The 25,992-nt window shown below is 68.2% G+C and carries 22 protein-coding genes; 9 read left to right on the plus strand and 13 right to left on the minus strand.

Going from position 1 to position 25,992, the window contains the following annotated elements:
* Positions 1-38: 38 nt before the first annotated feature.
* Genes tolA through tolQ form a run of 3 tightly spaced genes read right to left on the minus strand, consistent with a single transcriptional unit; the run spans position 39 to position 2,395 of the window.
* Positions 39-1,250: a cell envelope integrity protein TolA gene (gene tolA / locus EYR15_RS02090; protein WP_131001590.1), complete on the minus strand. Its 1,212-nt coding sequence runs from the start codon at positions 1,248-1,250 to the stop codon at positions 39-41.
* Between the two features lie 10 nt (positions 1,251-1,260).
* The gene (gene tolR, locus EYR15_RS02095; protein WP_131001215.1) at positions 1,261-1,713 is read right to left on the minus strand and encodes a protein TolR; all 453 of its coding nucleotides are present in this window, start codon (positions 1,711-1,713) and stop codon (positions 1,261-1,263) included.
* 4 nt (positions 1,714-1,717) lie between these two features.
* Entirely contained in the window at positions 1,718-2,395 is a 678-nt protein-coding gene (tolQ, locus tag EYR15_RS02100) for a protein TolQ (protein WP_131001216.1), read from the minus strand.
* Between the two features lie 260 nt (positions 2,396-2,655).
* Here tolQ and EYR15_RS02105 point away from each other — a divergent pair, with 260 nt between their 5' ends.
* Positions 2,656-3,366, plus strand: a complete 711-nt coding sequence (locus EYR15_RS02105) for a trypsin-like serine protease (protein WP_131001217.1) — start codon at positions 2,656-2,658, stop codon at positions 3,364-3,366.
* Between the two features lie 145 nt (positions 3,367-3,511).
* Complete coding sequence (locus tag EYR15_RS02110; protein ID WP_131001218.1) at positions 3,512-4,297, plus strand: S1 family peptidase; 786 nt, start codon at positions 3,512-3,514, stop codon at positions 4,295-4,297.
* Positions 4,298-4,342: 45 nt separating this feature from the next.
* Here EYR15_RS02110 and ybgC read toward each other — a convergent pair whose 3' ends face one another.
* The 6 genes from ybgC to EYR15_RS02140 form a co-directional block, all read right to left on the minus strand.
* On the minus strand, positions 4,343-4,780 hold the full coding sequence (ybgC, locus tag EYR15_RS02115; protein ID WP_342635532.1) for a tol-pal system-associated acyl-CoA thioesterase: 438 nt from the start codon (positions 4,778-4,780) through the stop codon (positions 4,343-4,345).
* Between the two features lie 3 nt (positions 4,781-4,783).
* A complete protein-coding gene (gene ruvB, locus EYR15_RS02120) occupies positions 4,784-5,824 on the minus strand; it encodes a Holliday junction branch migration DNA helicase RuvB (protein ID WP_131001219.1) in 1,041 nt (346 codons plus the stop codon).
* 117 nt (positions 5,825-5,941) lie between these two features.
* Positions 5,942-6,562 carry a Holliday junction branch migration protein RuvA gene (gene ruvA / locus EYR15_RS02125; protein WP_131001220.1) on the minus strand — a complete coding sequence of 207 codons (621 nt, stop codon included), beginning with the start codon at positions 6,560-6,562 and terminating at the stop codon, positions 5,942-5,944.
* The gene (ruvC, locus tag EYR15_RS02130) at positions 6,559-7,077 is read right to left on the minus strand and encodes a crossover junction endodeoxyribonuclease RuvC (RefSeq protein WP_131001221.1); all 519 of its coding nucleotides are present in this window, start codon (positions 7,075-7,077) and stop codon (positions 6,559-6,561) included. Before ruvC ends, ruvA begins: the two co-directional genes overlap by 4 nt.
* Positions 7,078-7,142: 65 nt before the next feature.
* Positions 7,143-8,102, minus strand: coding sequence for a hypothetical protein (locus EYR15_RS02135; protein WP_131001222.1), 960 nt, complete (start codon positions 8,100-8,102; stop codon positions 7,143-7,145).
* 238 nt (positions 8,103-8,340) lie between these two features.
* On the minus strand, positions 8,341-10,155 hold the full coding sequence (locus tag EYR15_RS02140; RefSeq protein ID WP_131001223.1) for a M3 family oligoendopeptidase: 1,815 nt from the start codon (positions 10,153-10,155) through the stop codon (positions 8,341-8,343).
* Positions 10,156-10,326: 171 nt separating this feature from the next.
* Here EYR15_RS02140 and EYR15_RS02145 point away from each other — a divergent pair, with 171 nt between their 5' ends.
* The 3 genes from EYR15_RS02145 (at position 10,327) to EYR15_RS02155 (ending at position 16,006) form a co-directional block, all read left to right on the plus strand.
* Positions 10,327-11,805, plus strand: a complete 1,479-nt coding sequence (locus EYR15_RS02145) for a sigma-54-dependent transcriptional regulator (protein WP_131001224.1) — start codon at positions 10,327-10,329, stop codon at positions 11,803-11,805.
* 77 nt (positions 11,806-11,882) lie between these two features.
* Positions 11,883-13,829 carry a L,D-transpeptidase family protein gene (locus EYR15_RS02150; protein ID WP_205741561.1) on the plus strand — a complete coding sequence of 649 codons (1,947 nt, stop codon included), beginning with the start codon at positions 11,883-11,885 and terminating at the stop codon, positions 13,827-13,829.
* A gap of 248 nt (positions 13,830-14,077) precedes the next feature.
* Complete coding sequence (locus tag EYR15_RS02155; protein ID WP_245498100.1) at positions 14,078-16,006, plus strand: peptidoglycan L,D-endopeptidase MepK; 1,929 nt, start codon at positions 14,078-14,080, stop codon at positions 16,004-16,006.
* 242 nt (positions 16,007-16,248) lie between these two features.
* Here EYR15_RS02155 and EYR15_RS02160 read toward each other — a convergent pair whose 3' ends face one another.
* From EYR15_RS02160 to EYR15_RS02170, 3 genes are all read right to left on the minus strand, one after another.
* A complete protein-coding gene (locus tag EYR15_RS02160; protein WP_131001226.1) occupies positions 16,249-16,521 on the minus strand; it encodes a DUF2312 domain-containing protein in 273 nt (90 codons plus the stop codon).
* A 120-nt stretch (positions 16,522-16,641) separates the two neighbouring features.
* Positions 16,642-16,971 carry a DUF1244 domain-containing protein gene (locus EYR15_RS02165; RefSeq protein WP_131001227.1) on the minus strand — a complete coding sequence of 110 codons (330 nt, stop codon included), beginning with the start codon at positions 16,969-16,971 and terminating at the stop codon, positions 16,642-16,644.
* Position 16,972: 1 nt separating this feature from the next.
* The gene (locus EYR15_RS02170) at positions 16,973-17,788 is read right to left on the minus strand and encodes an N-formylglutamate amidohydrolase (RefSeq protein WP_131001228.1); all 816 of its coding nucleotides are present in this window, start codon (positions 17,786-17,788) and stop codon (positions 16,973-16,975) included.
* Between the two features lie 115 nt (positions 17,789-17,903).
* Between EYR15_RS02170 and EYR15_RS02175 the strand changes: the two genes are divergently transcribed.
* From EYR15_RS02175 to EYR15_RS02190, 4 genes are all read left to right on the plus strand, one after another.
* Positions 17,904-19,205 carry a glycerate kinase type-2 family protein gene (locus EYR15_RS02175; protein ID WP_131001229.1) on the plus strand — a complete coding sequence of 434 codons (1,302 nt, stop codon included), beginning with the start codon at positions 17,904-17,906 and terminating at the stop codon, positions 19,203-19,205.
* A gap of 52 nt (positions 19,206-19,257) precedes the next feature.
* Complete coding sequence (locus EYR15_RS02180) at positions 19,258-19,758, plus strand: DUF1036 domain-containing protein (RefSeq protein ID WP_245498101.1); 501 nt, start codon at positions 19,258-19,260, stop codon at positions 19,756-19,758.
* Positions 19,755-21,185 carry a pyruvate kinase gene (gene pyk, locus EYR15_RS02185; RefSeq protein ID WP_131001231.1) on the plus strand — a complete coding sequence of 477 codons (1,431 nt, stop codon included), beginning with the start codon at positions 19,755-19,757 and terminating at the stop codon, positions 21,183-21,185. The genes EYR15_RS02180 and pyk overlap by 4 nt, the downstream gene beginning before the upstream one ends.
* An 81-nt stretch (positions 21,186-21,266) precedes the next feature.
* Entirely contained in the window at positions 21,267-22,955 is a 1,689-nt protein-coding gene (locus EYR15_RS02190; RefSeq protein ID WP_131001232.1) for a methyl-accepting chemotaxis protein, read from the plus strand.
* Positions 22,956-23,022: 67 nt separating this feature from the next.
* On the opposite strand, the gene EYR15_RS02195 is transcribed toward EYR15_RS02190, so the two are convergent.
* Positions 23,023-25,941: a putative bifunctional diguanylate cyclase/phosphodiesterase gene (locus EYR15_RS02195; protein WP_165455400.1), complete on the minus strand. Its 2,919-nt coding sequence runs from the start codon at positions 25,939-25,941 to the stop codon at positions 23,023-23,025.
* Between the last annotated feature and the right edge of the window lie 51 nt (positions 25,942-25,992).

Raw genomic sequence — 25,992 nt, forward strand, 5'->3', positions numbered from 1 at the left:
CGGCTCGCCGCATGCGGGGAGCGAAAGACACGGTGACCTCATCCGCCCATCATGTCCTTGGGGTCGAAATTGATGTTGACCTGTCGCCAGTAGTCATAGGCTTCCGGCGGCAGCTTCAAGGGCGCGCAACGCTGCACGGCGCGGGTCGCCGCGCCCGCCGCCGCGCGGAACGCCGGGTTCGAGGACGAGTTCGTCACGGTCGGGCCGCCGGAAAGGCTGCCGTCCGCGTTGAGCGTGAACTGCACGCGCACCGCCAGGCTGCCGTCGCTCGCGGCGCCCACCGGCGGGTTCCAGCACTGCATCACCTGCTCGCGCACCGCGTTGTCGATGCCGGTGCGCTGCGAAAGCGAGAGCTTCGAGGCCGTTCCACGGGCGGTGCCGGCGGTCGTCTCCGGCGCGGTATCGGGCGCGGACGTCTCCTTGCGGCTCGCCTCGCGCACGTCGTTCAGAGCGCTGTCGCTCTTGGAGGCCTTGTTCCCGAGCAGGCTCGCGATCTTGGACGCGTCGAATTTGTGCTCCTTGGCCTTGGCGGCCTTCTCGGCGTCCGCCTTCTCCTTGGCGGCCTTTGCGGCTGCGGCCTTTTCCGCTTCGGCCTTAGCGGCCTTGTCGGCCTCGGCTTTGGCGAGCTTGTCCGCCTTCTCCTTCGCCGCCTTGTCGGCCTCCGCCTTGGCTTCCTTTTCCGCTTCGGCTTTTTCCTTGGCGTCCTTCTCGGCCTGCGCCTTGGCGAGCTTTTCCGCCTCTGCGGCCTGGGCGAGCTTCTCGGCCTTTTCCTGTGTAGCCTTCTCCGCCGCGGCCTTGGCGGCCTTGTCGGCGGCGGCCTTCTCAGCCGCAGCCTTTGCGACGGCGACCTTTTCCGCCTCGGCTTTTGCGGCCTTTTCCGCTTCCGCCTTGGCGGCTTGCGGATCGGGCTTCGGCTCGACCTTCGGAGGCGCCTCGGCGCTTTTCGGCTCGGGCGCGGAGGCGGGCGGAGGCGGCGGAGCCTTCACGTTCTCCTTCGCCACGGGCGTATCGTCGTCGGCGGGCTCGGGATCGGCCTGCGCGATCTTCTCCGCCTTGACCTTGGGCGCGTCGACCTTCTTCGACGTCTTCGACCCCTTGGTCATGGCGTCGAACTGCTCGGGCGACAGGACCTCGATCGGCAGCGCCTCAGTGGGGCCGACGTCGAAAGGCTTGGCGGAGGACAGATTGATCAGGCCCCATCCCAGCAGGATGGCGTGCGCCGCAGAGGAGACGACGAGGCCTGGACGCACCTTCAAGGCGTCAGCTCCCCTGCTCCTGCTCGGTGACGAGCGCGACGCGCTTGAATCCCGCGCCGGACAGCGCGCCCATCACCTTCGCTACCTGGCCGAAGTTCACGTTCTTGTCGCCCCGGACGTAGATGCGTTCCTCATAGCCGGAATTCGTGATGGCAATGAGGCGCGGCGCGAGCTCGGTGACGTCGATCGGCGTCTCCTGCAGGAACACCTGGCCAGTTTGATTGACCGTGATCGTCAGCGGCTCCTTCTCTTCGTTCAGCGGATTGGCCGAAGTCTGCGGCATCTCGATTGGAACGCCGACGGTCAGCATCGGCGCCGCGACCATGAAGATGATGAGCAGCACCAGCATGACGTCCACCATCGGCGTCACGTTGATCTCGGACATCACGTGTCCAGCGCGCCGCCGGCGGCGGGCGCCGTGCGCGCTCGATGAGCCTCCGCTTCCGCTCATGCCCATGGGATCAGGCCCGCTCGTCGATCTGGCGCGACAGGATGGCTGAGAACTCGTCGGCGAAGCCCTCCATCCGGCTCGCCTGGCGCGTCACCTGGTTGGAGAACTTGTTGTAGAAAATGACCGCCGGGATGGCCGCGACGAGGCCGATCGCGGTGGCGAACAGCGCCTCCGCGATGCCCGGCGCGACCACGGCGAGCGAGGTGTTTTTGGACGCCGCGATCGACTGGAACGAGGTCATGATGCCCCATACCGTGCCGAACAGGCCGATGAAGGGGCCGGCCGAGCCCACCGTCGCGAGCACCAGAAGCTTCGATTCCAGTCGCTCGATCTCCCGGGAGATCGTGACGTCGAGCACCTTGTCGATGCGCTGCTGGAGGCCTGCGACCGAGCGCCCGCCGCTCTCGTAGGAGCGCTTCCACTCGCGCATCGCGGCCACGAATAACGCGGCCATCGAGGTGTTTGGGCGGTTGGACAGGTTGCGGTAAAGCTCCTCGAGGCTCTGCCCCGACCAGAATATCTTCTCGAAGCGGTCCATGTTGCGCTTGGTCCGCGAGAACAGCAGCTGCTTGTCGACGACGATCGCCCAGCACCACACGGAGGACGCGAGCAGCCCCAGCATCACGAACTTCACGACGAAGTGGGCCTGGAGGAACAGGCCGAACAGCGACATGTCGGGCGTTGGCATCGTCGGTCCGTCTCCAGTCTCAAGCTCGCGGCGCGAGGCCACGCACAAACCACGCGCGACGGTCTGACCGTCGCCCGCGCCTGAACGATCCCCCATGCTCGAAGCGACCGCGCCTTTGGCGCTTCAATGTGTTGAAACTGCGACCCGATCCCGCAGGGGCTCGTTCCGTTCATGAACCGTCAAGGTTAATGCGGAGTTACCGAAGGGCTTTTCGCTTCCTGTCCCTTTCCCGCCGCGGCTCCTGTCGAAAGCCTCCAGTCATGCGTTTCGCATTGCTTTTACTCGCCTTGGTCGCGACTTCGCCGGCCCGCGCAGATGACGGAGCCGCGGTCGCGGCGCTCGCGATCACCCCGCTGCCGGACGGCAAAGCGGAGATCGCCCAGTGCAGCGGCGCGCTGATCGCGCCCGATCTGGTGCTCACCGCCGGCCATTGCGTCGACCGGATCGTGAGCGTCGCGCAGCTCGCGGTCTTTCCCTATCGCGGCGTCGACGCTCTGCCTCCGCCGCGGCGTGTGGCGGCTTATGTGCAGGGCCCCGGTCACGTGAAAGGCTGGCGCGCTCTTCCCGGCGACCCGGAGACCCGCCGCGGCGAGATCGCGGCCGATCTCGCTTTGCTTCGGCTGGAGCAGCCGCTGATGGAGCACCCTCCCCGCACGCTCGCCGCAGGCATCGTCGCGGATCCGATGACGGGCGCGTCGATGGCCGGCGTCGATCGCCAAGGCAAGCTGATGGAGACTCCTCTGACCTCCATTCGCTTCGCCACCGGCCCCGGCGAACGCGTCGCCTTCGCGACCGCCGCGAAGCGCGTCTGCACCGGCGTCTCCGGCTCGCCGGTATCAGCGAACGGCGTAGTGTGGGGCCTCGTGGTCGCGGTTCTGAAACCGAGCAAGGGATGTGGCTCCCGGATCGTCATCGCACCGGTCGACGACGGGATCGCGGTCGCGCGGATGCAGGCCGGGGTCGGGCGCTGAGCCGATGTCGCCGCTTTGACACAGCGCAGCGTCCGCGACCGTCGAAGGCCAATTAGTGATCGAACGACGCTGAGGGACCGTGCCATGCTGGCGCATCGGCCGCGCTTACCGGCGGCCAGTTTCCCTTACGATTCGGATCTGCCGGATGCGATCGACCTTGTTGCGTTTCGCGATCGTCGCCTGCGCCTGCGCGCTCATGATCAGCCCCGTCTTCGCGCTGTCCGGCGGTTCACCCGCCCGAACGGGCGACCGGCTGACGCGCGCGACGGTGTTCATCACGAGCCTCACGCCCTCCGGCAAGAACCGCGCGCAAGTCGGCAATTGCACGGGCGTGCTGATCGATCGCGACCTCATCCTGACGGCCGGCCACTGCCTGTCGGACCTCGGGGGCCCAAGCCTCGTCGTCGCGCAGTTCTTCGACCGCTCGAACCGCGTCGTGGGCGCGATCCAGGTCGCGTCAGGCGCGATGCATCCGGATTACGCCGGCCGCGCTTCGGCCGATGATCCGAAGCCGGAACTGCTGGGCGCCGACCTCGCCGTCCTGAAGCTCGCTTCCCCGGCGCCGGCGGACCGTAAGCCGATCGCGCTTGCGGACGACCCTGTCGCCGCGTCGAAGGTCGCCTCCGTGCTTGCAGGCGCCGGCTTGCGCCGGCCGGCCGACGAAGGCTCGGCAGGCCAGCTCCGGGTCGCGCGCGTGGCGTCGGAGGTGGTGACGGATGGACCGACGGCGGTCGCTTTGGGCGTCGCCGGCGGCATGATCTGCCGCGGCGATTCCGGCGGGCCGGTGGTCTCCTCCGCAGGACTCTGGGGCATCGTGATCGCGATCGTGCGGAAGAAGAGCCTCTGCAACTCGACCGTCTTCATGGCCGTGCTCGACCCGACCTCGCGCGGCTTTCGCACGATGGTCTCTCGGGCGAAGAAGTCGAGCTAAGAGGGCGACTTATCCCTCGCGCTTGGCGTGGTGAGGGATGAAGCCCTACTCTCCCATCATCCGCCGACGCATCATGTCGGGCATGCGCACTGGGCGGCCATTGCGGACGTAGACGCATTGCACGGCGCCCGTCAGCAGCGTCTCCTCGCCCCGCAGGACGCCCTGCCTAAGCACGAGCGACGCGCCCTTCACGTCCTCCGGCTCCGTCGTGACCGTCAGCACGTCGTCCATCCGCGCGGGACGCACATAGTCGAGCGTCATCCGGCGCACGACGAAGCCTTCGCCGCGGCTCGTGAACAGGTCCTGATGGTCGAAGGCGATCGCGCGCAGGATTTCGGTGCGGCCACGATCGAGATAACGGACATAGGCGCCGTGATAGGCGACGCCTGAGAAATCGGTGTCCTCGTAATAGACCCGCACCGTCATGACGTGCCGCGAGCCGACGAGACGACCGCCGAATGGTTCGATCCCGTCTTCAGACAAGCCTCAGTCCTCGTCGAACAGCGTCGGCTGACCGGCTGCGATCGCCTGCGGCGCGGCGATGCCGAGATGCTGGTAGGCCCGCGCGGTCAGCAGCCGTCCGCGTGGCGTGCGCTGGAGAAAGCCTTGCTGCAGCAGATAGGGTTCGATGATCTCCTCGATCGCGTCCCGCGGCTCGGAAAGCGCCGCCGCCATGGTCTCCACGCCGACCGGACCGCCGCCATAATTCATTGCGATCGCAGCGAGATAGCGCCGGTCCATCGCGTCAAGTCCGAGGTCGTCGACGTCGAGCAGAGTGAGCGCCCGGTCCGCGGCCTCCCGACCGACCTCGGCGTCGCCGGAGACCGAAGCGAAGTCGCGGACGCGCCGGAGCAGCCGTCCAGCGATGCGCGGCGTTCCCCGCGCGCGGCGGGCGATCTCGCGGGCCCCATCGCGGGACAGGCGGAAGCCGAGCACCCGCGCGCCGCGCGCCACGATCAGCTCAAGTTCGTCGACCTCGTAGAAGTTCAGCCGGATTGGGATGCCGAACCGGTCGCGCAGCGGCGTCGTCAGCAGACCCGCGCGCGTCGTGGCTCCCACCAGCGTGAATTTCGACAGGTCGATCCGAACGGAGCGCGCCGCCGGTCCCTCGCCGATGATGAGGTCGAGCTGAAAATCCTCCATGGCGGGATAGAGGATCTCTTCGACCGCCGGGTTCAGCCGGTGAATCTCGTCGATGAAGAGCACGTCGCGCTCCTCGAGGTTCGTCAGCAACGCCGCGAGGTCGCCGGCCTTTGCGATGACCGGGCCGGACGTCGCGCGAAACCCGACGCCGAGTTCGCGCGCCACGATTTGCGCGAGCGTGGTCTTGCCGAGACCCGGAGGTCCCGCGAACAGCACATGGTCCAGCGCCTCGCCGCGCGCCTTCGCGGCCTGGATGAACACCGAAAGGTTTTCGCGCGCCTGCCGCTGGCCAGTGAAGTCGGCGAGCGTCTGGGGCCGGATCGACGCTTCGAGGGCGTCGTCCTCGCGGGCTTCGGGATCGCGCACGGGGCTTTGAGCAGTCATCGGGCCGTTCGGTGGAAAACCATGGTGAGGTGATACGGCATCAAGGCCGATGGGGGAACGTAGCGGGGCCCGCTCCTCATCCCTCGTCGCGTGTCAGCGTGGGGACGGATCAGAGCGCTACTTCGCCAGTTCCTTCAGCCCGGCCCGGATCAGCGTCTCGGTGGTGGCGTCGTCACCGAGCGCTCGTTTCGCCGCCGCCACGGCCCCGCTCGCCTGCGGCGCGCCATAGCCGAGATTGACCAGCGCGGAGACCGCGTCGCGGATGGGCGTCGCGGGTCCTCGGGTCTCCGCCGCCTCGCCCGCCACCCTTGCGAGGCCGGGATCGACGTCGGCGAACAGCGGCGCCTTGTCCTTCAGTTCGGCCGCGATGCGCGCCGCGACCTTGGGGCCGACGCCGGGCGCGCGGGCGATCGCCGCCTTGTCCTGGAGCGCGATGGCCGTCGCGAGATCGGCGGCTTCCAGCGTCGAGAGCACGCCGAGCGCGACCTTGGTCCCGACGCCCTGCACGGTGTTCAGCAGGCGGAACCACTCGCGTTCGAGATCCGCCACGAAACCGAACAGCTGGATACGGTCCTCGCGGACATGCGTCTCGATCGAGAGCCGCGCCGTCTCGCCGGCCTTCGGCAGGCGCGAGAGCGTGCGCGACGAGCAACTGACGACATAGCCGACGCCGCCGACGTCCAGGATGACCCAGTCGACCCCAACGGAGTCGACGATCCCGGTGAGCTTGCCGATCATGCCAACGCCTTCACGGCCGCGAGCCTCGCGGCGGCGCCGCGGTGCTGGGCGTGGCAGATGGCGATCGCGAGCGCGTCCGCCGCGTCCGCGCCTTTCACGGACGCCTTCGGCAGCAGTACGGCGATCATTGCCTGGATCTGTCGCTTCTCGGCGTGGCCCGCGCCCACCACCGTCTTCTTCACGAGGTTCGCGGCGTATTCGGCGACCTTCAGCCCCGCGAGAGCGGGCGTCAGCATGGCGACGCCGCGCGCCTGGCCGAGCTTCAGCGTCGAGGAGGGATTGGCGTTGACGAAGGTTTCTTCCACCGCAGCCTCATGGGGCGCATGGGCGGCGATGACGCCGAGCAGCCCGCGGTGGAGGCTCGCCAGCCTGTCGGCGAGCGTATCCGTCTCGTCAGGCGCGATGACGCCCGCCGCAACGAAGGAGAGGCGCGAGCCCTGGACGTCGATCACGCCCCACCCCGTGCGGCGAAGGCCGGGGTCGACGCCGAGGATACGAATCGGGACTTGGCTCATGACGCGCGATCGTGCGTCGGCCCTCGTCCCGAAGACAAGGGCCGCGTCCGTCGCGCGGTCGCAGCTTAGCGCGGGGCGCTCGACGCGGTGCGGATCTGAGGCTGCGGGGCCGGGGGAATCCGCGTCTGCACCGTGACCGCTCCCTGCTGTGCGGCCAAAGCTTGGGCGCTCATCTGAGACGGGTTTCTCGCCTGCGCCTGCGGGGCGCGAGCCTTCGCCGGCTCCTGAAGCCGCCGCTGGCGCTCTGGGACCTGAGCCGCGTCACGAGCGCTCGTGCGACGCTCTCTGTTGACGTCCGCCAGCTTCTGGAACTGCGAGCGCATGTCGACGCTCTGCGGCTTGGACAGCAGGCCGGGCGCGCCCGCCGAGGGCGGCAGCGGCGCGACATGCGCCGGCGCATGCGCGACGATCGTCGCGCGCTTGACGGCTGCGGCGCGCGCCGCCTTGGCGGGCTTGGCGATCACAGGCTTGAGAGCGGGCCTGCTCGCAGCCTCGGATGCGGCGGGGTCGAATCCGACCGTCACCGTCCAATCGCGATAGCCGCCCTCGGGCGCCGGCGGCAGCGAGACGTTCTCTTCGAGATGGTTGAACGAGACCTTCTGCACGCCAGTCGGCATCTCGACCCGCACGCGTATCTTGCGGGTTTCGACGGCGTGCCCCTCGCCGTCCTTTACGGAGACGCGCAAGGGAGCGGCGAACCAGCTCGGCCCATCCTTGCTGTCGCGCGCGCCCTCTCCGACCACCGCGACCTTGAGGATCGTCTCGGCGCCGAGATTGGCGCAGTCGCGCGCCAGCGCCTCGACTGTCGCCTTGTAGTCGTCGTCACGCTTCGGGAAGACGTCGCCGTCCGGCGCGAGCAGGACTTTCGGACAGGCGGGATCGGACTCAGCGCGCGGCGCGACGCCGTCGGAGACCAACGCCACCGCGGCTTGCGCCACTTCCGGCGAGGGCGCCTCAGCAAAGACGGGGGTGGCCGCAAGAGCCGCTATGGCGACAGCTCCGCCAGCCCAAGGGAACATCGACATACGCAAGGCCTTCTCGCACTCGGATGGAACTAACCATACGATAACGAATCAGGCCGAATTGCGGAAGGGCCACGGTCAAGAGGTTACGAAAGAGTTTCCACAACCCAAAAATCGTGCTCAGGCGTCCAGCTAGCAGCCGTCATCCTGGCCGCCGGGATCCCACGCAAGATGAAGCGCCATTCGCGGAGGACGATCCCGGATCGGCCAGACGGCCATCCGGGATCACGCCCTATCCCCCTCAGTCCAGTGTTTCGAGTTCGGCGATCATGCGCTCGATCAACCCAAGCCCGGTCTGCCAGAAGGCCGGATCGGAGGCGTCGAGGCCGAAGGGGGCGAGCACTTCGGAGTGATGTTTCGTGCCACCCGCCGAGAGCAGCTTGAAGTAGCGCTCGGCGAAACCGTCGGCGGCGCCTTCGTAGACCGCATAGAGCGAGTTCACGAGGCAGTCGCCGAACGCATAGGCGTAGACGTAGAACGGCGAGTGGATGAAGTGCGGGATGTAGGTCCAGAAGACCTCGTAGCCGTCGTTCAGCGTAATCGCCGGCCCGAGGCTGTCGCCCTGCACGCCGAGCCAGATCTCGTTGATCCTGTCCGAGGTCAACTCGCCCTTACGGCGCTCCTCGTGGACGCGGCGCTCGAAGGTGTAGAAGGCGATCTGGCGGACCACCGTGTTCAGCATGTCCTCGACCTTTGAGGCCAGCATCGCCTTGCGCTGCGCGGGCTCGGCGGTCTGCTTCAGCAGCGCGCGGAAGGTCAGCATCTCGCCGAACACCGACGCGGTCTCTGCGAGCGTCAGCGGCGTCGGCGCCATCAGCGCGCCGTTCGGCGCGGCGAGCACCTGGTGGACGCCATGGCCGAGCTCGTGGGCGAGCGTCATCACGTCCCGCGGCCGGCCGAGATAGTTCAGCAGCACGTAAGGGTGGGCGGACGGCACCGTCGGATGCGCGAAGGCGCCGGGCGCCTTTCCGGGCCGCGACGGCGCGTCGATCCAGCGCTCGTCGAAGAAGCGGCGCGCAATGTCGGCCATCTCCGGCGCGAAGCCGCCATAGGCGCCGAGCACGGTCTCGCGCGCCTCGTCCCACGGGATGATGCGCGTCGGCGCGGTCGGCAGCGGGGCGTTGCGGTCCCAGAAGTTCAGGGCCTCCACCCCGAACCACTTCGCCTTGAGCTTGTAATAGCGGTGCGACAGCCGGGGATAGGCGGCGTGGACGGCGGAGACCAGCGCGTCCACCACCTCGCGCTCGACGCGGTTCGAGAGATGGCGCGCATCGGCCACGTCCTCGAAATGCCGCCAGCGGTCAGAGATCTCCTTGTCCTTGGCGAGCACGTTGGTGACGAGCGCAAAGGTGCGGACATTCTCCTTGAACGTCTTCGCAAGCGCGTGCGCCCCCTTCTCGCGCACCGCCGTCTCGGGGTCGGAGAGCATGTTGAGCGTGGGTTCAAGCGCGAGCTTCTCGCCGTCGACGTCGAAGCGCAGCGTCGCCAGCGTCTCGTCGTAGAGCCGGTTCCAGGCGCTGGCGCCGGTGACGGACTTGTCGTGGAACAGCTGCTCGACGCGATCCTCGAGCTGGTGCGGACGCTCCTTGCGGACGTCTTCGAGGAAGGGCCGGTAATGATTGAGCGCCGGATCCGCCATCGCGGTCTCGATCACGGCATCGTCGAGACGGTTGAGCTCGAGACTGAAGAACAGCAGATGCGACCAGACGTCGTTCAGCTTCTCGCGGACGTCGCCGTAGAACTTGGAGCCGGCCGGATCGATCGTGTTCTGCGCGTTGATCAGGCTGGCGTAGGACGCGATGCGGCCGGTGAGGTCGTCGAACGCCTCGAAATCCTTGATCGCCGAAATCAGCTGGCCCGAGACCGCGAGATCTCCGAGACGGCCCTTGTAACGCTCTTCGAAAGCTCGGGCGTCGGCGTCGGCCTTGGCGAGATCAGCCTGCACCTCCGGCGCGTCGACGCCCGAATAGAGGTGGGTGAGGTTCCATTCGGGAAGAGTTCCGAGGGCGGCTGATTGTGACACGGGGAACACTGCTCTTTCGGCGTTGACGGACATGAAGCCCACATAGGGAGCCGGTACGCTAGCCCAAGCCTTTGGACAGGTTCAACGTTCGGGCGGCCGAGACGCGGCGTTCAACCGCCTGTGGATTTCGCCGGACCTTAAATCGTCATTTACCGTAACGCGCCATGGTGATGGCCTCACTCCGCGCGCAGCCGAAAGAGAGCGATGAGCGCCGTGATCCTCATCGTCGACGACGATCCAGTGCAGCGCCGCCTGCTCGAGGCCCAGCTGCGCCGGTTCGGTTACGAGGTCCGCACCGCGGAGGATGGGCTGGGCGCGATCGATGCGCTGAGCGCGCCCGACGCAGCCTGGGACCTCGTCTTCCTCGACCTCACCATGCCGGGCCTCGACGGGCTCGGCGTGCTGGAGCGGATGCGCGAGCTCGGCCTTTCCACTCCCGTCATCGTGCAGACCGCGAACGGTTCGATCGAAGCGGTCGTCAACGCGATGCGGGCGGGCGCCGCCGATTTCGTGGTGAAGCCGGTCGGCCCCGAACGGCTGCAGGTTTCGATTCGCAACGCGATGCGCACCGAGGCGCTGCAAGGCGAGATTCGCCGCATCGCGAAACGCGCCGCGGGCGCCCTCACCTTCCGCGACCTGCCGACGCGGTCGCCTGTCATGGCTCAGGCCGTAAAGCTCGGCGAGCGTGCCGCGGCCTCGAATATCCCAGTTTTAATCGAGGGTGAATCCGGGGTTGGCAAGGAGCTGTTTGCCCGCGCGATCGCGGGTTCTGGGGAGCGCGGCGGCAAGCCCTTCGTCGCCGTCAATTGCGGCGCGATCCCCCAGAACCTCGTCGAGTCCATCCTGTTCGGCCATGAGCGCGGCGCCTTCACCGGCGCCACCGAGCGGCAGATCGGCAAGTTCGTCGAGGCCGACGGCGGCACCCTGTTTCTGGACGAGATCGGCGAGCTTCCGCCGGAGACGCAAGTAAAGCTGCTGCGCGCGGTGCAGGAAGGCGAGGTTGATCCGATCGGCGCCAAGCGGCCGGTGAAGGTCGACATCCGGGTGATCTCGGCGACCAACCGCAACCTCCAGGCGCGCGTCGCCGAAGGCGCGTTCCGCGAGGACCTCTATTACCGGCTGAGCGTGTTCCCGATCATCGTCCCGCCGCTCAGGACGCGGCGCGAGGACGTTCGCGACCTCGCCCGACGCTTCCTTGCGCGGTTCGCCGCCGAGGAGAGCCGCACCGTCACAAGCATTTCTCCCGCGGCGCTCGCGTTGCTCGAACGCTACGATTGGCCGGGCAACGTCCGCCAGCTTGAAAACGCGATCTTCCGGGCCGTGGTGCTCGCTGAGGACATCGAGGTGAAGCCGGGCGACCTGCCGCAGATCACGGCGCTGCTCGGCGAGTCGATAGAGGACGAGGAGACCGAGCGCTCTTTCGCGAGCGAGCCTGTGTCCCGCCTCGGCCTGCTCGACGCGCCGGCGGCGCCGCTGTTTTCCGCCGACGGGCGGCTGCGGCCGATCGAAACCATCGAGGCGGAGATCATCCGCCACGCCATCCGGCACCTGAACGGGCAGATGACCGAGGTCGCCCGCCAGCTCGGGATTGGTCGGTCGACGCTCTACCGCAAGTTGAAAGAGCTCGGCCTCGAAGACGAATGTGGCGTGGGGGACACGGGTGGCGGCCAACAGGTCGCGTAACCGGATCGTGTCGCTCGAAGTGTTGTATCGAACAGAGCCTGACGGCATCGTCGGGCGCCTATGAGGTGATGGCCATGATGAATTCCGCTCTCCCTGGTCTCGCCGCCCGCCTCCGCAGGCAAGCTTCCGTCCTCGTGATCGGCCTTGCGCTCGCAGCATCCGCTTCGGCGGCGCGCGCCACGTCCGATTCGGAGGGCGCCGTGCCGGCTCCCGAGTCGGCGCCTCACGACATTGGCGTCGACGCCGCCTCCCAGCCGACAGGCGCCATCGACGCTGCTCCAAAGCCTGAGGAAGCCCAGCCTACCGCGGCGCCTGCGGAAACGCCTGCGCCGGAGGGCTCCGCCTCCGCCGTTCCCGCCATGCCGCCGCTCGATACGCTCCGCGCTGCGGGGCCCGTTGGCGCCTCGATGGCTGATCTCCTCGCCGAGACGGGCGCCGGTCGCCTCAAGGCGCCCGCTCCCGACCGCGCGGTGCTGCTCGCCTTCTATGCCGGCCGCGAAGGCCGCCCCGTCTGGATTGAGGACGGGCGCTTCACGCCCAAGGCCGACGCCGCCAAGACCCGCATCGCCGCAGCCGGCGACGACGGCCTTGACGCCGGCCGTTACCGCCTGCCCGACCAGCCTGCATCGTCCGAAGACGCGGTCGCGACGGCCCGCGCCGACGTCGAGCTGTCCGCCGCCGCTCTGGCCTATGCCCGCGAAGCATGGGGCGGCCGCCTTACGCCGGGATCGGTGAGCCCCTCGATCTCCTCGCGCCCGGACGCGTTCGACGCCGCGGCGGCGCTCGGCTCGCTCGACGGCGCGACCGACGTCGCGGCGGTGCTCGACGGCTTCAATCCGCAGCACCCGCAGTTCCAGGCTCTCCGCAAGCTGCTCGTCGAGGCGCGCGCCTCCCGCGCCGACGTCACGGTCCACCCGACGATCCCCGGCGGCAAGCTCCTGACGCCGGGCGACGACGACCCGCGCGTGCCCGCGCTGCGCAAACGCTTCGGCCTCTCGGGCGCGGAGAACGACTATTATTACGACAGCGCCCTCGCCGACGCCGTCACCGACTTCCAGAAGGCGCAGAAGCTCGGCGCCTCCGGCATCGTCAACCGCCAGACGCTGAAGGCATTGAATTTCGCGACGAAGCCGAAGGACGAGACGGCGCTGATCGAGGCCAATATGGAGCGCTGGCGCTGGATGCCGCGCGAGCTCGGCGCCAAGCACGTCTTCGTCGACTTGCCGGCCTTCGAGCTTCACATCTTCCAGGACGGCCGCTCGATCTACGACACGCGCGTGATCATCGGGAAGGCGACCAACCAGACGCCGCTGCTGTCGAGCGCGATCAACCAGATCGTCGTAAACCCCTACTGGAACGTGCCGGTTTCGATCGCGATCAAGGAACTCGCCCAGGGGTCCCTGCGTGGCTACGAGGTCGTGGACAGCCGCGGCCGCGTGGTCGAATCGGTGGATTGGGAAGCGGTGCGCGCGGGCAAGATGCGCATTCGCCAGGCGCCCGGCGAGCGGAACGCGCTCGGCCACATCAAATTCCTCTTCCCCAACAGCCACGCCGTCTATCTGCACGATACCTCTTCGCGCAGCCTGTTCGCGAAGTCCGACCGGGCGATGAGTCATGGCTGCGTGCGCGTGGACAAGCCGCTCGAGTTCGCGGACGCGCTGTCGGGCGACCAGGGCTACAACGGCGACAAGCTGCAGAAGATGATCGGCGGCAAGGAGCGCGGCCTCGGGCTCGGGACGGCGATCCCGGTCTATCTCACCTACTTCACGGCCAAGGTTGGCGACGACGGGCGGCTCGAGACTCGCAAGGACATCTATGGTCTCGACGAGCGTGTGAGCGCCGCGCTACGGGGCGAGCCCCTGCCTCCGATCAAGGTCGAATCGCTGCCGCAGATCGTCCGAGCGAAGCCGAAGCCCGCGCCGACGGAAGCCCAGACCGCGTCCGCCGCTCCGGCTCCACAGGCACCCCGGCGGGACGGCCCTGGAGCCTGGCTCGCCCGCCTGTTCGGCGACTCGAGGTACTAGGGCGCCGAAATTCAATTGCGGCGACAAAAAGAACGCTATCGCCTTTTTGCCTCGCTTAGCTGATTTCGCGCTGGCGTTTTTTATGGAGTGCGGCTACCAAGACACGGCTCGGGGGGACCGGGGGTTGTTTCGACGGCGACGGAAACCGTCCGTTAACCACTCTCGCTGAGACTTTGTTGATCAATCGTCGGGCTGCCGCATTAGCGCGGCGGCGGGGACTGTGGTCTTCTTAGCGTCAGGACGGATCCTTGCTCGTAACCCGCTTTTCTCGACGTCCCGCCCAGCGCTTCTTCTCGCGCCGCGCCGGCGTCGTCCTCCTCGGAGCCCTCGCTTTGTTCGTGGGCTCGGAGGCCACCGAGAACGCTCAGGCCAACGGCGACACCCGTAGCCTGACGCTCTACCACACGCACCGTGGCGACACGACGACGATCACCTTCAAGCGCAACGGCCGTTACGACGCCGAGGGCCTGAAGCAGCTCAGCTATTTCCTGCGCGACTGGCGCAACAACAAGCAGACGCGGATGGAGCCGCGGCTGTTTGACATCGTCTGGGAAGTCCACCGGCAGGTGGGCCACGGCGCGATGATCAACATCGTCTCGTCCTATCGCTCGCCCGAGACGAACGCCTATCTCCGTTCGCATTCCCAGGGCGTCGCGAAGTTCAGTCAGCACATGCTCGGCCGCGCGATGGACTTCTACATCACCGGCGTGCCGGTCTCCGCGGTGCGCGAAGCCGGCATGCGGCTGCAGCGCGGCGGCGTCGGCTTCTATCCGACCTCCGGCCGTCCATTCGTGCATCTCGACGCCGGCAATGTTCGCGCCTGGCCGCGGATGACCCGCACCCAGCTCGTGAAGCTCTTCCCGGACGGCAAGACCGTTCACGTCCCGGCGGACGGCAAGCCGCTGCCCGGCTATCAGGTCGCCATGGCCGAGCTGAAGTCGCGCGGCTCAGTGTCTGTCGCCGACGCCTATTCTGGCGGCTCCAGCGGCAAGGGCTTCTTCGCCCGTCTGTTCGGCGGCGCTGACGAGGGCGATGATGCCGAGACCTCGGCGCCCGCTACGGCTGTCGCGAACCGCGCGCCGGTTCCGGCTTCGAGCGACGACGACGAGGGCGGCGCCGCCGCGCCGGTCGCGGCTACGTCCGCTCCGGCCGCCGTCAAGGTCGCCACCATCCGCGTGCCGATGCCGTCGGCGCGTCCGTCCGACATGGGCCGCGCAGTTCCGACCGCGCCCGCTCAGGAGGTGGTCGCGACCGCCTCGATCCCGCTGCCGCCGGTCGCGCCTTCGCGTCCTGCGGAAGCCTCCGTACAGCTCGCTTCGGCGAACATACCGCTTCCGCCCGTCGCGCCGACTCCGATCGCTTCGGCGCCCGTGCCGACGCCGGCTCCCGCCTATAACGTCGCTTCAGCTGAACCTGCGGCCGGTTCGGACATGGTCTGGCAGACCGGCGCCCAGCCTGCTGGTCAGGCTCAGGCCTCCGCCGGTCTCGCGCTCGCCTCCGCCGTGCCGACGCCGCGTCCGCGCCCGACCGCCGACACCGCGGTCGCGGTTCTCGCCGCGCTCCCGACGCCCGCCTCCTCCTCTTCGGCCGAAGGCGCCGCGCCGAAGCGCCAGATCGACCCGCAGATCGCAACCGCCTATCAGGCCGAGGCCGCGAGCTTCCCGCGCCTGCCCGACGCTTTCTCGAAGAAGCCGGCTGCGGACGACATGAAGCTGGCCTACGCCTCTCCGCAGGAACTGCAGATCGGGGCCGCGGCGACCCGCGCCGCCGTCGCGCCGCAGACCCGCGTCACCGCGACCGCCCCGCAGGACCCCAGCGTCCGCGTCCTGTCGCCCTATGCGACGCCCGCCGCCGTCTACGCCGCGGTCGTCGCGCCGCAGCGGAAGCGCGCGACGCTCTCGGCGCCGGAAGGCATGGTCACCGCTCGCATGGACGGCGCGGCGCTGCGCGCGGCCGCCACACCGGTGCCTGCGACCAAGCAGAACGTCATGATCCATCCGGATCAGGTGCATGTCGCGTCGCTGTTCTCCGCTCCGCACGCCGCGCTCGTCGGCGGCTTCGGCGCCGATCCCAGCCACGGCGCCCGCAGCGACCGGTTCTCCGGCTCGTCGGTCATGCTGCTGCGCACGCAGTCCTTCATGCCGACCTCCTACGCCGGCGGCTCCTCGCACGGCTGAGCGGCTGCAGTCAGAGACAAAAACGAAAAACCCCGGAGCGGCCGCTCCGGGGTTTTTTCTTTAAACGGTTCGGGTGAGGGAACTCGCGGGTCGTCCCGGACTTGTCCCGGAATCCATAGAGCGCCGCCGACGCCTCAATGCTCGCGGCGACGATGGCGCGAAGTCTTCACCGCGAGCGGTAACGGTTTCCGAAACAAGCCCCGGATTGCCGACGCGGCGCCCTTTCGGGAGCCGCTCTCCGATCACGCCATCCCGAGCGCCTGCATGTAGAGCTCGAGGATCGCCTCTTCCTCCTGACGCTCTTCCTTGTCCTTCTTGCGCAGGCGGATGATCGAGCGGACGGCCTTGGTGTCGAAGCCGCGGCCTTTGAGCTCGGCCATGACCTCCTTGATGTCGCCCATCAGCCCGGCCTTCTCCTCCTCGAGGCGCTCGATGCGCTCGACGAACTGCTTGAGCTCTTCCGCGGCGACGCCGGAGGAGGCCACGTCTGCGTTGGGGTTGGCGCGTGCGTTCATCTTAAGGTCCTGACCGTCTCGTCGAGCGTGTCTCAAGTTCGGCGGTCGGGGTCGCAGAACGCCGCTTGCGCGTCAAGGCGCGCGCGGCCGCTGTTCCCGTTATCCCCGGTTCGCGGCGCTTCAGACTTCGCCGTGCCCGCGCGAAGCGAGCCCGGTCGCGAAAGCCGACTGCTGTTCCGGCGTCGCCTCGTTCTGGTGCAACGCCTTCCAGTCCTCGTAAGGCATGCCGTAGACGACCTCGCGCGACTGATCCTTGGTGAGCGGCAGGCCTCGCTCGTCGGCGGCGTCCTTCAGCCAGTTCGACAGACAGTTCCGGCAGAAGGAGGCCAGGTTCATGAGGTCGATGTTCTGCACCTCCGGCCGATCGCGCAGATGCTGCACGAGCCTGCGGAAGACCTGAGCCTCCAGCGCGTCGCGCGTGGCGTCGTCGGCGCCTGGAATGTCTGTCATGTCAGGATCTCCTGATCTCTGCGCGCGAGCCATAATGGACGATGTGCGTGGTCTCGGGCAGCGCGAGCAGCGGCGGCAGCAGCCGGGCGAAACGCTCGGCCCAGGCCTCCTGCCCTGCTTCGTCCGCCACCAGATCCTGCCGGATCTCGACCAGAACGTGCGGAAAGCCGCGGCTGGTGCCGTGGGTATGAGCGGTGTCGCCGACCAGCGCGCCGTCATAGGGCTCATTGTCCCCGACCACGAGGTCGCCGTCCGCGCGCAGAGCAGCGATCAGCGGCTTCGCCACGCGATCGTCGCGGTCCCAGAGCAGCCCGACATGCCAGGGGCGCGGATACCCCTTCCAGGCGGGCGTGAAGCTGTGCATCGACACGATGAGCGGCGTCTCGCCGGCGTCGACGATACTGTCGAGCATCGCCGAGATCGCCTGATGGTAGGGCGTGTGGAACGCCGCCTTACGCCGCGCGATCTCGGCGGCGTCGACGCGGGCGTTGCCGGGCACGATCGCGCCGTCCGACAGCCGCATCAGCAAAGTCGGATCGTCCGGCCCGCGATTGGGGTCGATGACGAGCCGGGAGAAGCGCGACAGCGCAGCCGGCGCGCCGAGGCGCTTGGCGAGAGACAGCGTAACGCCGCGCATGCCGATGTCATAGGCGATGTGGCGCTCGAATTCCGAAGGCTTCAGACCCAGGTCGCCAAGCTCCGCCGGCACGCGGTTGGACGCGTGGTCGCAGAGCAGGACAAGACGGCCGGTCCCCTCCACCGTTTCGAAGGGCGGACCGTCAACGGCCGGGGGGAGCGAAAACGGGTCGCAGGTCATGGTCTTCCGCACAATAGTGACGGGGGCCCTCTCATGCCATAGGAAGGGCCGTCTTCTCCTTCCCCTGCCCGAGCGGCCCGGCCGCCCAGATCCCTGCCATCCCGGAGCCCGCGCAATGACGCCTGACGAACGCCGCACGCTGCTCCGCCGCGCGTTCGACGCGGGCGTCGCCGCGGCCCATCCCGCGATCTGCATCCCGCCGCATCTTCCGGCGCCGCCCAAGGGCCGGGTCATCGTGCTCGCCGCCGGCAAGGGCGCCGGGGCCTGCGCCGAGGTCGCCGAAAAGTTTTACCGCGAGAAGTATGGCCTCGGGCCAGACCGCCTGACGGGGCTCGCCGTCACCCGTCATGGCCATTCGCGCCCGACGGAGTGGGTGAAGGTCGTCGAGGCCGGCCATCCCGTGCCGGATGCGGCCGGTCTGCAAGGCGCCGCCGACAGCATCGCGCTCGCCGAACAGGCCGGACCCGACGATCTCGTGCTTGCGCTGATCACCGGCGGCGGCTCGGCAAACTGGGTCGCGCCGGCCGACGGCGTCGACCTCGCGGCGAAACAGGCGACCACCAAGGCGCTGCTGCGCTCCGGCGCGCCGATCGACGCGATCAATTCGGTGCGCAAGCATCTGTCCAAGATCAAGGGCGGCCGCCTCGCCCGCGCGGCCCATCCCGCGCCCGTGGTCACGCTCGCGATCTCCGACGTGCCGCGCGACGACCCGTCGGTCATCGCCTCCGGCCCGACCGTGCCGGACCCGACGACGCTCGCCGACGCGCGCGCGGCGCTCGAGCGCTACAAGGTGCAGCCGCAGGCCTCCATCGCAGCGGCGCTCGCCGATCCCGCGAACGAAAGCCCGAAGCCCGGCGATCCCGCCTTCGAGAACACCAGCTTCCTGGTGGTCTCCCGCCCGCTCGACGCGCTCAATGCCGCGATCGCGACGCTCGAAGAAGCGGGCGTGGACGTCCGGATCGTCGGCGAAGATCTCGAGGGCGAGGCCCGCGAGGTCGCCGGCGAACACGCAGCCCTCGCCCGCGGGCTCGGCCCGCTCAAGAAGCCGGTCGCGCTGATCTCGGGCGGCGAGCTCACCGTCACCATTACCGGCGAAGGCGGCCGCGGCGGTCCGAACCAGGAATATGCGCTCGCGCTGGTTCGCGACCTCGAAGGCTTCCCCGGCTGGGCGGCGCTCGCGGGCGACACCGACGGCGCGGACGGCGGCGGCGGCTCGCCGTCCGATCCTGCCGGCGCCGTGGTCGATCCCGGGACAACAGAGCGCGCGCGCGCCAAAGGCCTCGAAGCCGCCGTGTTCCTGACGAACAACGACTCGACCGGCTTCTTCGAGGAGACCGGGGACGTCCTTCTCACCGGCCCGACATGCACGAACGTCAATGATATCAGGATCCTGCTCGTTGACAGCGCGGACGGGTGACCGCAAAAGCGGCTTCGCTCAGCCGAGCTCTTCCGCGCGACGGATGATTCGAATGGCGCTTCACTCCAGCGGCTTCGCAGGGTTGGGCGTCGGCCTGGCCCTGGCGCTCGCTGCGCCCGCCCCGGCCTTCGCCGACTTCCGCCTGTGCAACAAGACGGACAGCCGCGTCGGCATATCGCTCGGCTACAAGGAGTCCGAGACGTGGTCGACTGAAGGCTGGTGGAACGTCGGCGCCAATTCGTGCGAGACGCTTCTGCGCGGGCCGCTTTCGTCGCGATTCTACTACGTCTACGCAATCGACTACGACCGCGGCGGCGAATGGAACGGCAAGGCCTACATGTGCACCCGCGATAAGGAATTCACGATCAAGGGGATCGAGGATTGCCTGGCCCGCGGGTTCGAGCGTTCGGGCTTCTTTGAAATCGATACGGGCGAACAGAAGAGCTGGACCGTCCAGCTCACCGAGCCGACGGCGAAGCCGGCCTCGGTCGCCCCAACAACAGGGCCTGACGCGAAGAACGCGGGCCTCGAAGCGGGAGCGAAAACCCAATGAGGCGTCTGCGCAGAGCGAAGATCGTCGCGACCCTCGGGCCGTCCTCATCGTCGCCGGAGATGATGAAGCGTCTGTTCGACGCGGGCGCGGACGTCTTCCGCATCAACATGAGCCACACCAGCCACGATCGCATGCGCGAGCTTGTGGCTTCGATCCGCCAGATCGAGCAGGAGGTCGGCCGGCCGATCGGCATCCTAGTCGACCTGCAGGGACCGAAGCTCCGCCTCGGCCGCTTCGCCGACGGCGCGGTGACGCTCGAGAAGGGCCAAACCTTTACGCTCGATTCCGACCCGACGCCGGGCGACAAGACGCGCATCCACCTGCCCCATCCCGAGATCCTCGAGGCGCTGGAGCCTGGGCATCATCTGCTGCTCGACGACGGCAAGGTGAAGCTCGTGGCGCGCTCATCGACGCCCACCGAGACGGTGACCGAAGTCGTGGTCGGCGGGCGCATGTCGGACCGCAAGGGCGTCAGCCTGCCGGACACCACGATCGCGACCTCCGCGATGACGCCGAAGGATCACGCCGACCTCCGGGCTGCGCTGGAGACCGGCTGCGAGTGGATCGCGCTGTCCTTCGTGCAGCGCCCCGAGGACATCACCGAGGCCACGGACATCATCCAGGGCCGCGCCGCAGTGATGGTGAAGGTCGAGAAGCCGCAGGCGATCACCCATCTCGCGGAGATCATCCGGCTGTCCGACGCGCTGATGGTCGCCCGCGGCGACCTCGGCGTGGAAATGCCGATTGAGAAGGTGCCGGGCCTGCAGAAGCAGATGACGCGCGCCTGCCGCCGCGCCGGCAAACCGGTGATCATCGCGACTCAGATGCTCGAATCGATGATCACCCAGCCGACGCCGACGCGCGCCGAGACCTCAGACGTCGCAACCGCCGTGTTCGAGGGCGCGGACGCGATCATGCTTTCGGCCGAAAGCGCCGCCGGCGCCTTTCCGACCGAGGCTGTCGCCATGATGGATTCGATCGCACGTAACGTGGAGAGCGATCCGTACTACCGCTCGATCCTCGACGCCCAGCGCGCGGAGCCGGAATCGACCCCCGCGGACGCGATTTCGGCCGCGGCCCGCCAGGTGGCGGACACCGTCGACCTCGCCGCCATCATCTGCTGGACCTCCGGCGGCACGACCGCCCGTCGGGCCGCCCGCGAGCGGCCGAAGACGCCGGTGATCGCGCTAACGCCCAATCTCGACACCAGCCGGCGGCTGACGCTGGTTTGGGGGGTGCATTCGATCCTCGCGCCGGACGCGCACGACCTCGACGACATGGTCGACCGCGCCTGCGCCTTCGCGCACGACGCCGGCTTCGCGATGGACGACGACCGGGTCATCATCTCCGCCGGCGTTCCGCTGCGCACGCCCGGCGCGACCAACATGCTGCGCATCGCCGTCGTGAAGGGCGGTTTCAAAAGCTGATCCAAGCGCTTCGCTGTTAAGGGATTTTTATCGTCAGAAGTCGACTGTCGTTAAGCATATGGATTAACGACAGGCCGACTGATGCGCAGGTTCGACGTTTCGATCGGCAAGAAGCTGATCGCGGGTTTCACGATACTCCTCATCGCCCTTCTTGGCGTGGGCGCCGGCGGCTATTACGGCGCGTCCATGCTCTCGGAATCCCTTCGCGTCTTCGGCGACGACACTCTGCCGAGCGTGCGCTACGCCTCCGTCTTGAGGGGGGATGTGATCGACGTGCGCGTCAGCGTCGTCAATCACCTGCTCTATGTCGAGCCGGCGCATATGGCGGCCGAAGAAAAGTCTCTCTCCGAGAAAACCGAAAAGGTCGAGACGACGCTCGCCGCCTATAGCGGCGTCATCAGCCTTCCCGGCGAGCAGGAGCTATACGACTCGCTCGTCAAGGAATGGACGGCCTACAAGGCTGCCGTTCCGGCCGTCCTTTCCGCCTCCCGTTCCGGTCGCAAGGACGAAGCTCTCGAGCTGAACACCTCGACGATCCGTCCGCACATCAAAGCGGCGGCGGTGGCGGCGGAGGCTTTGGTCAAGCTCAATGACGATGCCGCCGACGCGGCCTTCGCCGAAAGCGAGCGGACGTCCGGAACGCTGAAGAACACGCTTATCGCGCTCTCCGCGGCAGCCGGCCTTTGCGCCATTGCGATCGCCGTCCTCATCATCCGCGGCGTGAACAAGGACATCGCCTCGATCGTCGACCCGATGAGGCGACTGGCGTCGGGCGATCTTTCGGCGGAGGTTCCCCATCAGGGGGCTCGGACGGAGATCGGCCTCATCGCCGACAATGTGGAAATCTTCAAAAACGGTCTCGTGCGCATGCGCCAACTCGAGGAGGAGACTGCCCTCGCCCGCCTCGCGGCCGAAGAACAGCGCAAGAAAGGCATGCGCGACATGGCCGACGGCTTCGAGCAGGCCGTCTCCGGGATCATCTCGATCGTAACCTCCGCCTCCACCGAACTCGAGGCGACCGCTCGCTCGATGTCGGCCACCGCCCAAGAGACCGCGGCGCAGTCCACCACCGTCGCCGCAGCTGCCGAAGAAGCGGCCGCCAACGTCCAAACCGTCGCGGCCGCGGCTGAAGAGCTCGGCTCCTCGGTCTCCGAGATCCGCCGTCAGGTCTCCGGCTCCGCCAGCCTCGCCACGAGCGCCGTCTCCCAGGCTGACAACACGGCCGCAGTGGTGCAGGACCTCGCGGACGCAGCCACCAAGATCGGCGACGTCGTCGCGATGATCTCGACCATCGCCGGCCAGACCAATCTGCTCGCGCTCAACGCCACCATCGAGGCGGCGCGCGCGGGAGAGGCCGGCAAGGGCTTCGCGGTGGTCGCGGCCGAGGTGAAGGACCTCGCGAGCCAGACGGCCAAGGCAACCGAGGAGATTTCGAGCCAGATCGCCCGGATCCAGGGCTCGACCAATCAGGCGGTCGGAGCGATCAGCGGCATCACCGACCGCATCAAGGAGATCAACGCGGTCGCGTCGCAGATCTCGGCCGCTGTTGAGCAGCAGGGCGCGGCGACCGACGAGATCGTACGCAACGTCTCTCAGGCCGCGATGGGCGCCGGCGAGGTGACGTCGAACATCACGGGCGTTTCGCGGGCCGCCGACGAGACCGGCGCCGCGGCCACCCAGGTGCTCGGCGCAGCCTCCGAACTCTCGAGGCAGTCGAGCAGCCTCAACGCGGAGGTCAACCGGTTCCTCTCGACCGTCCGCGCCGCCTGAGCGCAACGGTTATCTGACAAGACGCCACGAACGCCGCCCCCTCCGGGCGGCGTTTTCGTTCAGCCTGTTACCAGCGGCGAAGCGCGCCCTGCACCATGCGGCGGGCGACGCCCGGCGTCGCTAGGCCGAGCATCCGGTCGCAGGCCTCCGACGCCATCGCCTCGCCGAAGGCGTAACCCTGCGCGTATTCGCAGCCGAGATGGAACAGCTCGACCGCGTCGGAATCGGTCTCCACGCCTTCCGCCACAACCTCCATGCCGAGATCCTGAGCGAGCCGCACGATCGAGGCGAGCAGGATCGGCCGCGGTCCGCCGCCCTTGGGACGCACGAAGGACTTGTCGATCTTCAGCACGTCGAACGGGAAGCGCTGGAGATAAGCGAGGCTCGAATGACCGGTGCCGAAATCGTCGAGCGACAGTCCTGCGCCGAGCTCGCGCAGCCGCGTCAGCATCTGCGCCGCGTGCTCCGGGTTTTCCATAACCAGGCTCTCGGTCAGCTCGATCTTGAGCGACCCGTGGGCAAGCCCGGCGCGGGCAATGACGTTCGCGACGTCCTGCACAATGTCCTGCTGCAGGAACTGCCGGCTGGAGACGTTGACCGACATGAACAGCGGCGGCTCGCCCGGTACCTCCGCCTGCCAGCGCGCAAGCTGGGTGGCGGCCTCCTCCAGGGCGAACAGACCGATCTCGGCGATCAGCCCGCTTTCCTCGGCGATCGCGATGAACTCGGACGGCGGGCGGCGGCCATAGCGTGAATGGTCCCACCGCAGCAGCGCCTCGAACCCCGCGATGCTGCGGTCGTCGAGCCGCACGATCGGCTGGTAGAACACCTTCATCTCGTTACGCTCGAGCGCGCGGTGCAACTCGCCGCCGATCAGCAGACGGTCGGTCGACGCAGCCCGCATCGATGCGCGGAAGGTCTCGAGGTGATCTCCGCCGAGGCGCTTGGCGTGATACATCGCGATCTCGGCGTCGCGCATCGCCTCCTCCGCGGTGAGGTCCTTTGCCAGGTCCGGCGGCGTCAGCCCGATCGAGCAGGTGAGCACGAGCTCGCGGTCTCCGAAGGCGATCGGCGCCTTCAGCGCCCGCTTCACCGTCTCGCAGAAGGCGACGACCGTCGCGGGCTCCCGCTCGGACGGCAGCAGGATGCCGAACTGGTCGCCGCCGAGGCGCGCCAGCGTGTCCTGCGGCTTCAGCAGGCGCGACAACCGGCGCACGACGGTGATGAGGATCGTGTCGCCGGTCGCGACGCCGACGGTCTCGTTGATCTTCTTGTAGCGATCGATGTCGAGCACGAGGACGGCAGGCTTGATGCCGATGTCCTCGCGGGCGAATGCGAAGGCCGCCTCGACGCGGTCGAGGAACAGCTCGCGGTTCGGCAGGCCGGTCAGATTGTCGGTGACTGCGTTCTGGAGCAGCCGCTCCTCGGTCGTGCGCGCCGTGTTGACGTCGAGCAGCGTGCCGACGCAGCGCACCACCTCGCCGTCCGCCCCTACAACCGGCCTCGCGCGGAGCTGGAACCAGACGTAGTGCCCGTCCTCCCCGCGCAGGCGGAAGGTCTCGGTCAGGCGTCCGCGGCGCTCCTCCAGCAGCGCGTCGAGCGCCGCGCGGAAGCGGTCGCGATCATGGCCGTGGACGACCTCCAGCCATTCCAGAGGCGACGATTCGAGCTCGCCGCGACGAAAGCCGAGCAGGTGTTCGAGATCATGGCTGACATGGATGCGGTCATTCTCGACGTCCCAGTCCCAGACGAAATCGCCGGCGCCGGTGATCGCGAGTGCGCGGCGCTCGATATCGGACACCGCGCCTTGCAGGATCGCGCCGCCGGCGAAGGCGTGCTGCATGACCGTGAAGCCGATGAGCAGCACGATCAGCACGAGGCCGCCGACGAGCGCCGGCGCTACGAGCTCGTTCTGGACGCCGCCGGTTACCGCGATCCCGGCCGCCGCCACCCAGAACACCAATAGCAGCCATGTGGGCGCGAGCATGACCGCGCGGTCGTAGCCCTTCATCACCAGCCACACGATCACGCCGAAGCCGGCGGCGGCGACGGCGAGCAGCGACAGCCGCGCGATGCCGGCCGCGACCGGCGCGTCATAGGCGGCGAGCCCGATCAGCGCGACCAGGAAGACCAGCCACGCGCCCATGACGTGGACGTAGCGGACGTGCCAGCGGTTGAGGTTGAGATAGGCGAACAGGAAGACCAGCAGCGTCGCCGAAAACGCCGCCTCGCTCGCGGCCCTCAGCAGCCGGTCCGTCTCGGGCGCGAGGTCGAGCACCCGCCGCCAGAACGAGAAGTCCACGCCGAGATAGAACAGCACCGCCCAGGCGAGCGCGGCGGCGGCCGGGAACATCACGCTGCCCTTCACCACGAAGACGATGGTGAGGATGAGCGCCAGCAGGCCGCCGATGCCGAGCAGAATGCCGCGATAGAGCGTAAAGGAGTTCACGCGCTCCTTGAAAGCCTCCGGCTCCCAGAGGGTGAGCTGCGGCAGCTTCGAGGAAGTCAGCTCCATCACGTAGGTCACGGTTGCGCCGGGATCGACCGTGATGCGGAAGATGTCGGAATCCTCCGAATCCTGCCGATCGGGGCGGATGCCCTGGCTCGCAGTGACGTTCTCGATGCGCTGCTCGCCGAGGTCCGGCCACAGCGCGCCGGAGCCGACGAAGCGGTAGCGGGGCGCCACGACCAGCCGATCGATCTGTTCGTCGCCATTGTTGGTGAGCACGAACACCGCCCATTGCCGGCCGTCGCCATGACGATCGGCGCGGACCTCGATGCGGCGCGTGATGCCGTCCGGCCCTGGCGTCGTCGCGACCTGGATGCGGTCAGCCTGGCCCAGCGGCCGCTCGACCGCGTTCGTCAGGTCGATCGCGTCGTCGGCTTGGTCGATCGATAGCGGCTGCAGCGCATAGGCGGGCGCAGCCGCGCCAAATAGCGCAGCGGCGAGCGCCAGCGGCAAAAGGAGGGCGCGGAGAAAACGCAACGCCTCAGCTCTCCCTGATTCCCCGGCGACAGGCCGGTCGTTCCCGTCGGG

The sequence above is a fragment of the Hansschlegelia quercus genome (genome assembly GCF_004310425.1).
In the GTDB taxonomy this organism is placed as follows: Bacteria; Pseudomonadota; Alphaproteobacteria; order Rhizobiales; family Methylopilaceae; genus Methylopila; species Methylopila quercus.

Bases quoted from the DNA above. Each gene is read 5' to 3' on its own strand.
- ruvC (WP_131001221.1), bottom strand. From the start codon at position 7,077: ATGAGCCAAGTCCCGATTCGTATCCTCGGCGTCGACCCCGGCCTTCGC.
- EYR15_RS02145 (WP_131001224.1), top strand. From the start codon at position 10,327: ATGAGCGCCGTGATCCTCATCGTCGACGACGATCCAGTGCAGCGCCGC.
- tolR (WP_131001215.1), bottom strand. From the start codon at position 1,713: ATGGGCATGAGCGGAAGCGGAGGCTCATCGAGCGCGCACGGCGCCCGC.
- EYR15_RS02135 (WP_131001222.1), bottom strand. From the start codon at position 8,102: ATGTCGATGTTCCCTTGGGCTGGCGGAGCTGTCGCCATAGCGGCTCTT.
- EYR15_RS02150 (WP_205741561.1), top strand. From the start codon at position 11,883: ATGAATTCCGCTCTCCCTGGTCTCGCCGCCCGCCTCCGCAGGCAAGCT.
- EYR15_RS02190 (WP_131001232.1), top strand. From the start codon at position 21,267: ATGCGCAGGTTCGACGTTTCGATCGGCAAGAAGCTGATCGCGGGTTTC.
- EYR15_RS02165 (WP_131001227.1), bottom strand. From the start codon at position 16,971: ATGACAGACATTCCAGGCGCCGACGACGCCACGCGCGACGCGCTGGAG.
- ruvA (WP_131001220.1), bottom strand. From the start codon at position 6,562: ATGATCGGCAAGCTCACCGGGATCGTCGACTCCGTTGGGGTCGACTGG.
- EYR15_RS02180 (WP_245498101.1), top strand. From the start codon at position 19,258: ATGGCGCTTCACTCCAGCGGCTTCGCAGGGTTGGGCGTCGGCCTGGCC.
- EYR15_RS02160 (WP_131001226.1), bottom strand. From the start codon at position 16,521: ATGAACGCACGCGCCAACCCCAACGCAGACGTGGCCTCCTCCGGCGTC.
- tolQ (WP_131001216.1), bottom strand. From the start codon at position 2,395: ATGCCAACGCCCGACATGTCGCTGTTCGGCCTGTTCCTCCAGGCCCAC.
- EYR15_RS02110 (WP_131001218.1), top strand. From the start codon at position 3,512: ATGCGATCGACCTTGTTGCGTTTCGCGATCGTCGCCTGCGCCTGCGCG.
- pyk (WP_131001231.1), top strand. From the start codon at position 19,755: ATGAGGCGTCTGCGCAGAGCGAAGATCGTCGCGACCCTCGGGCCGTCC.
- EYR15_RS02105 (WP_131001217.1), top strand. From the start codon at position 2,656: ATGCGTTTCGCATTGCTTTTACTCGCCTTGGTCGCGACTTCGCCGGCC.
- EYR15_RS02175 (WP_131001229.1), top strand. From the start codon at position 17,904: ATGACGCCTGACGAACGCCGCACGCTGCTCCGCCGCGCGTTCGACGCG.
- ruvB (WP_131001219.1), bottom strand. From the start codon at position 5,824: ATGACTGCTCAAAGCCCCGTGCGCGATCCCGAAGCCCGCGAGGACGAC.
- EYR15_RS02140 (WP_131001223.1), bottom strand. From the start codon at position 10,155: ATGTCCGTCAACGCCGAAAGAGCAGTGTTCCCCGTGTCACAATCAGCC.
- EYR15_RS02170 (WP_131001228.1), bottom strand. From the start codon at position 17,788: ATGACCTGCGACCCGTTTTCGCTCCCCCCGGCCGTTGACGGTCCGCCC.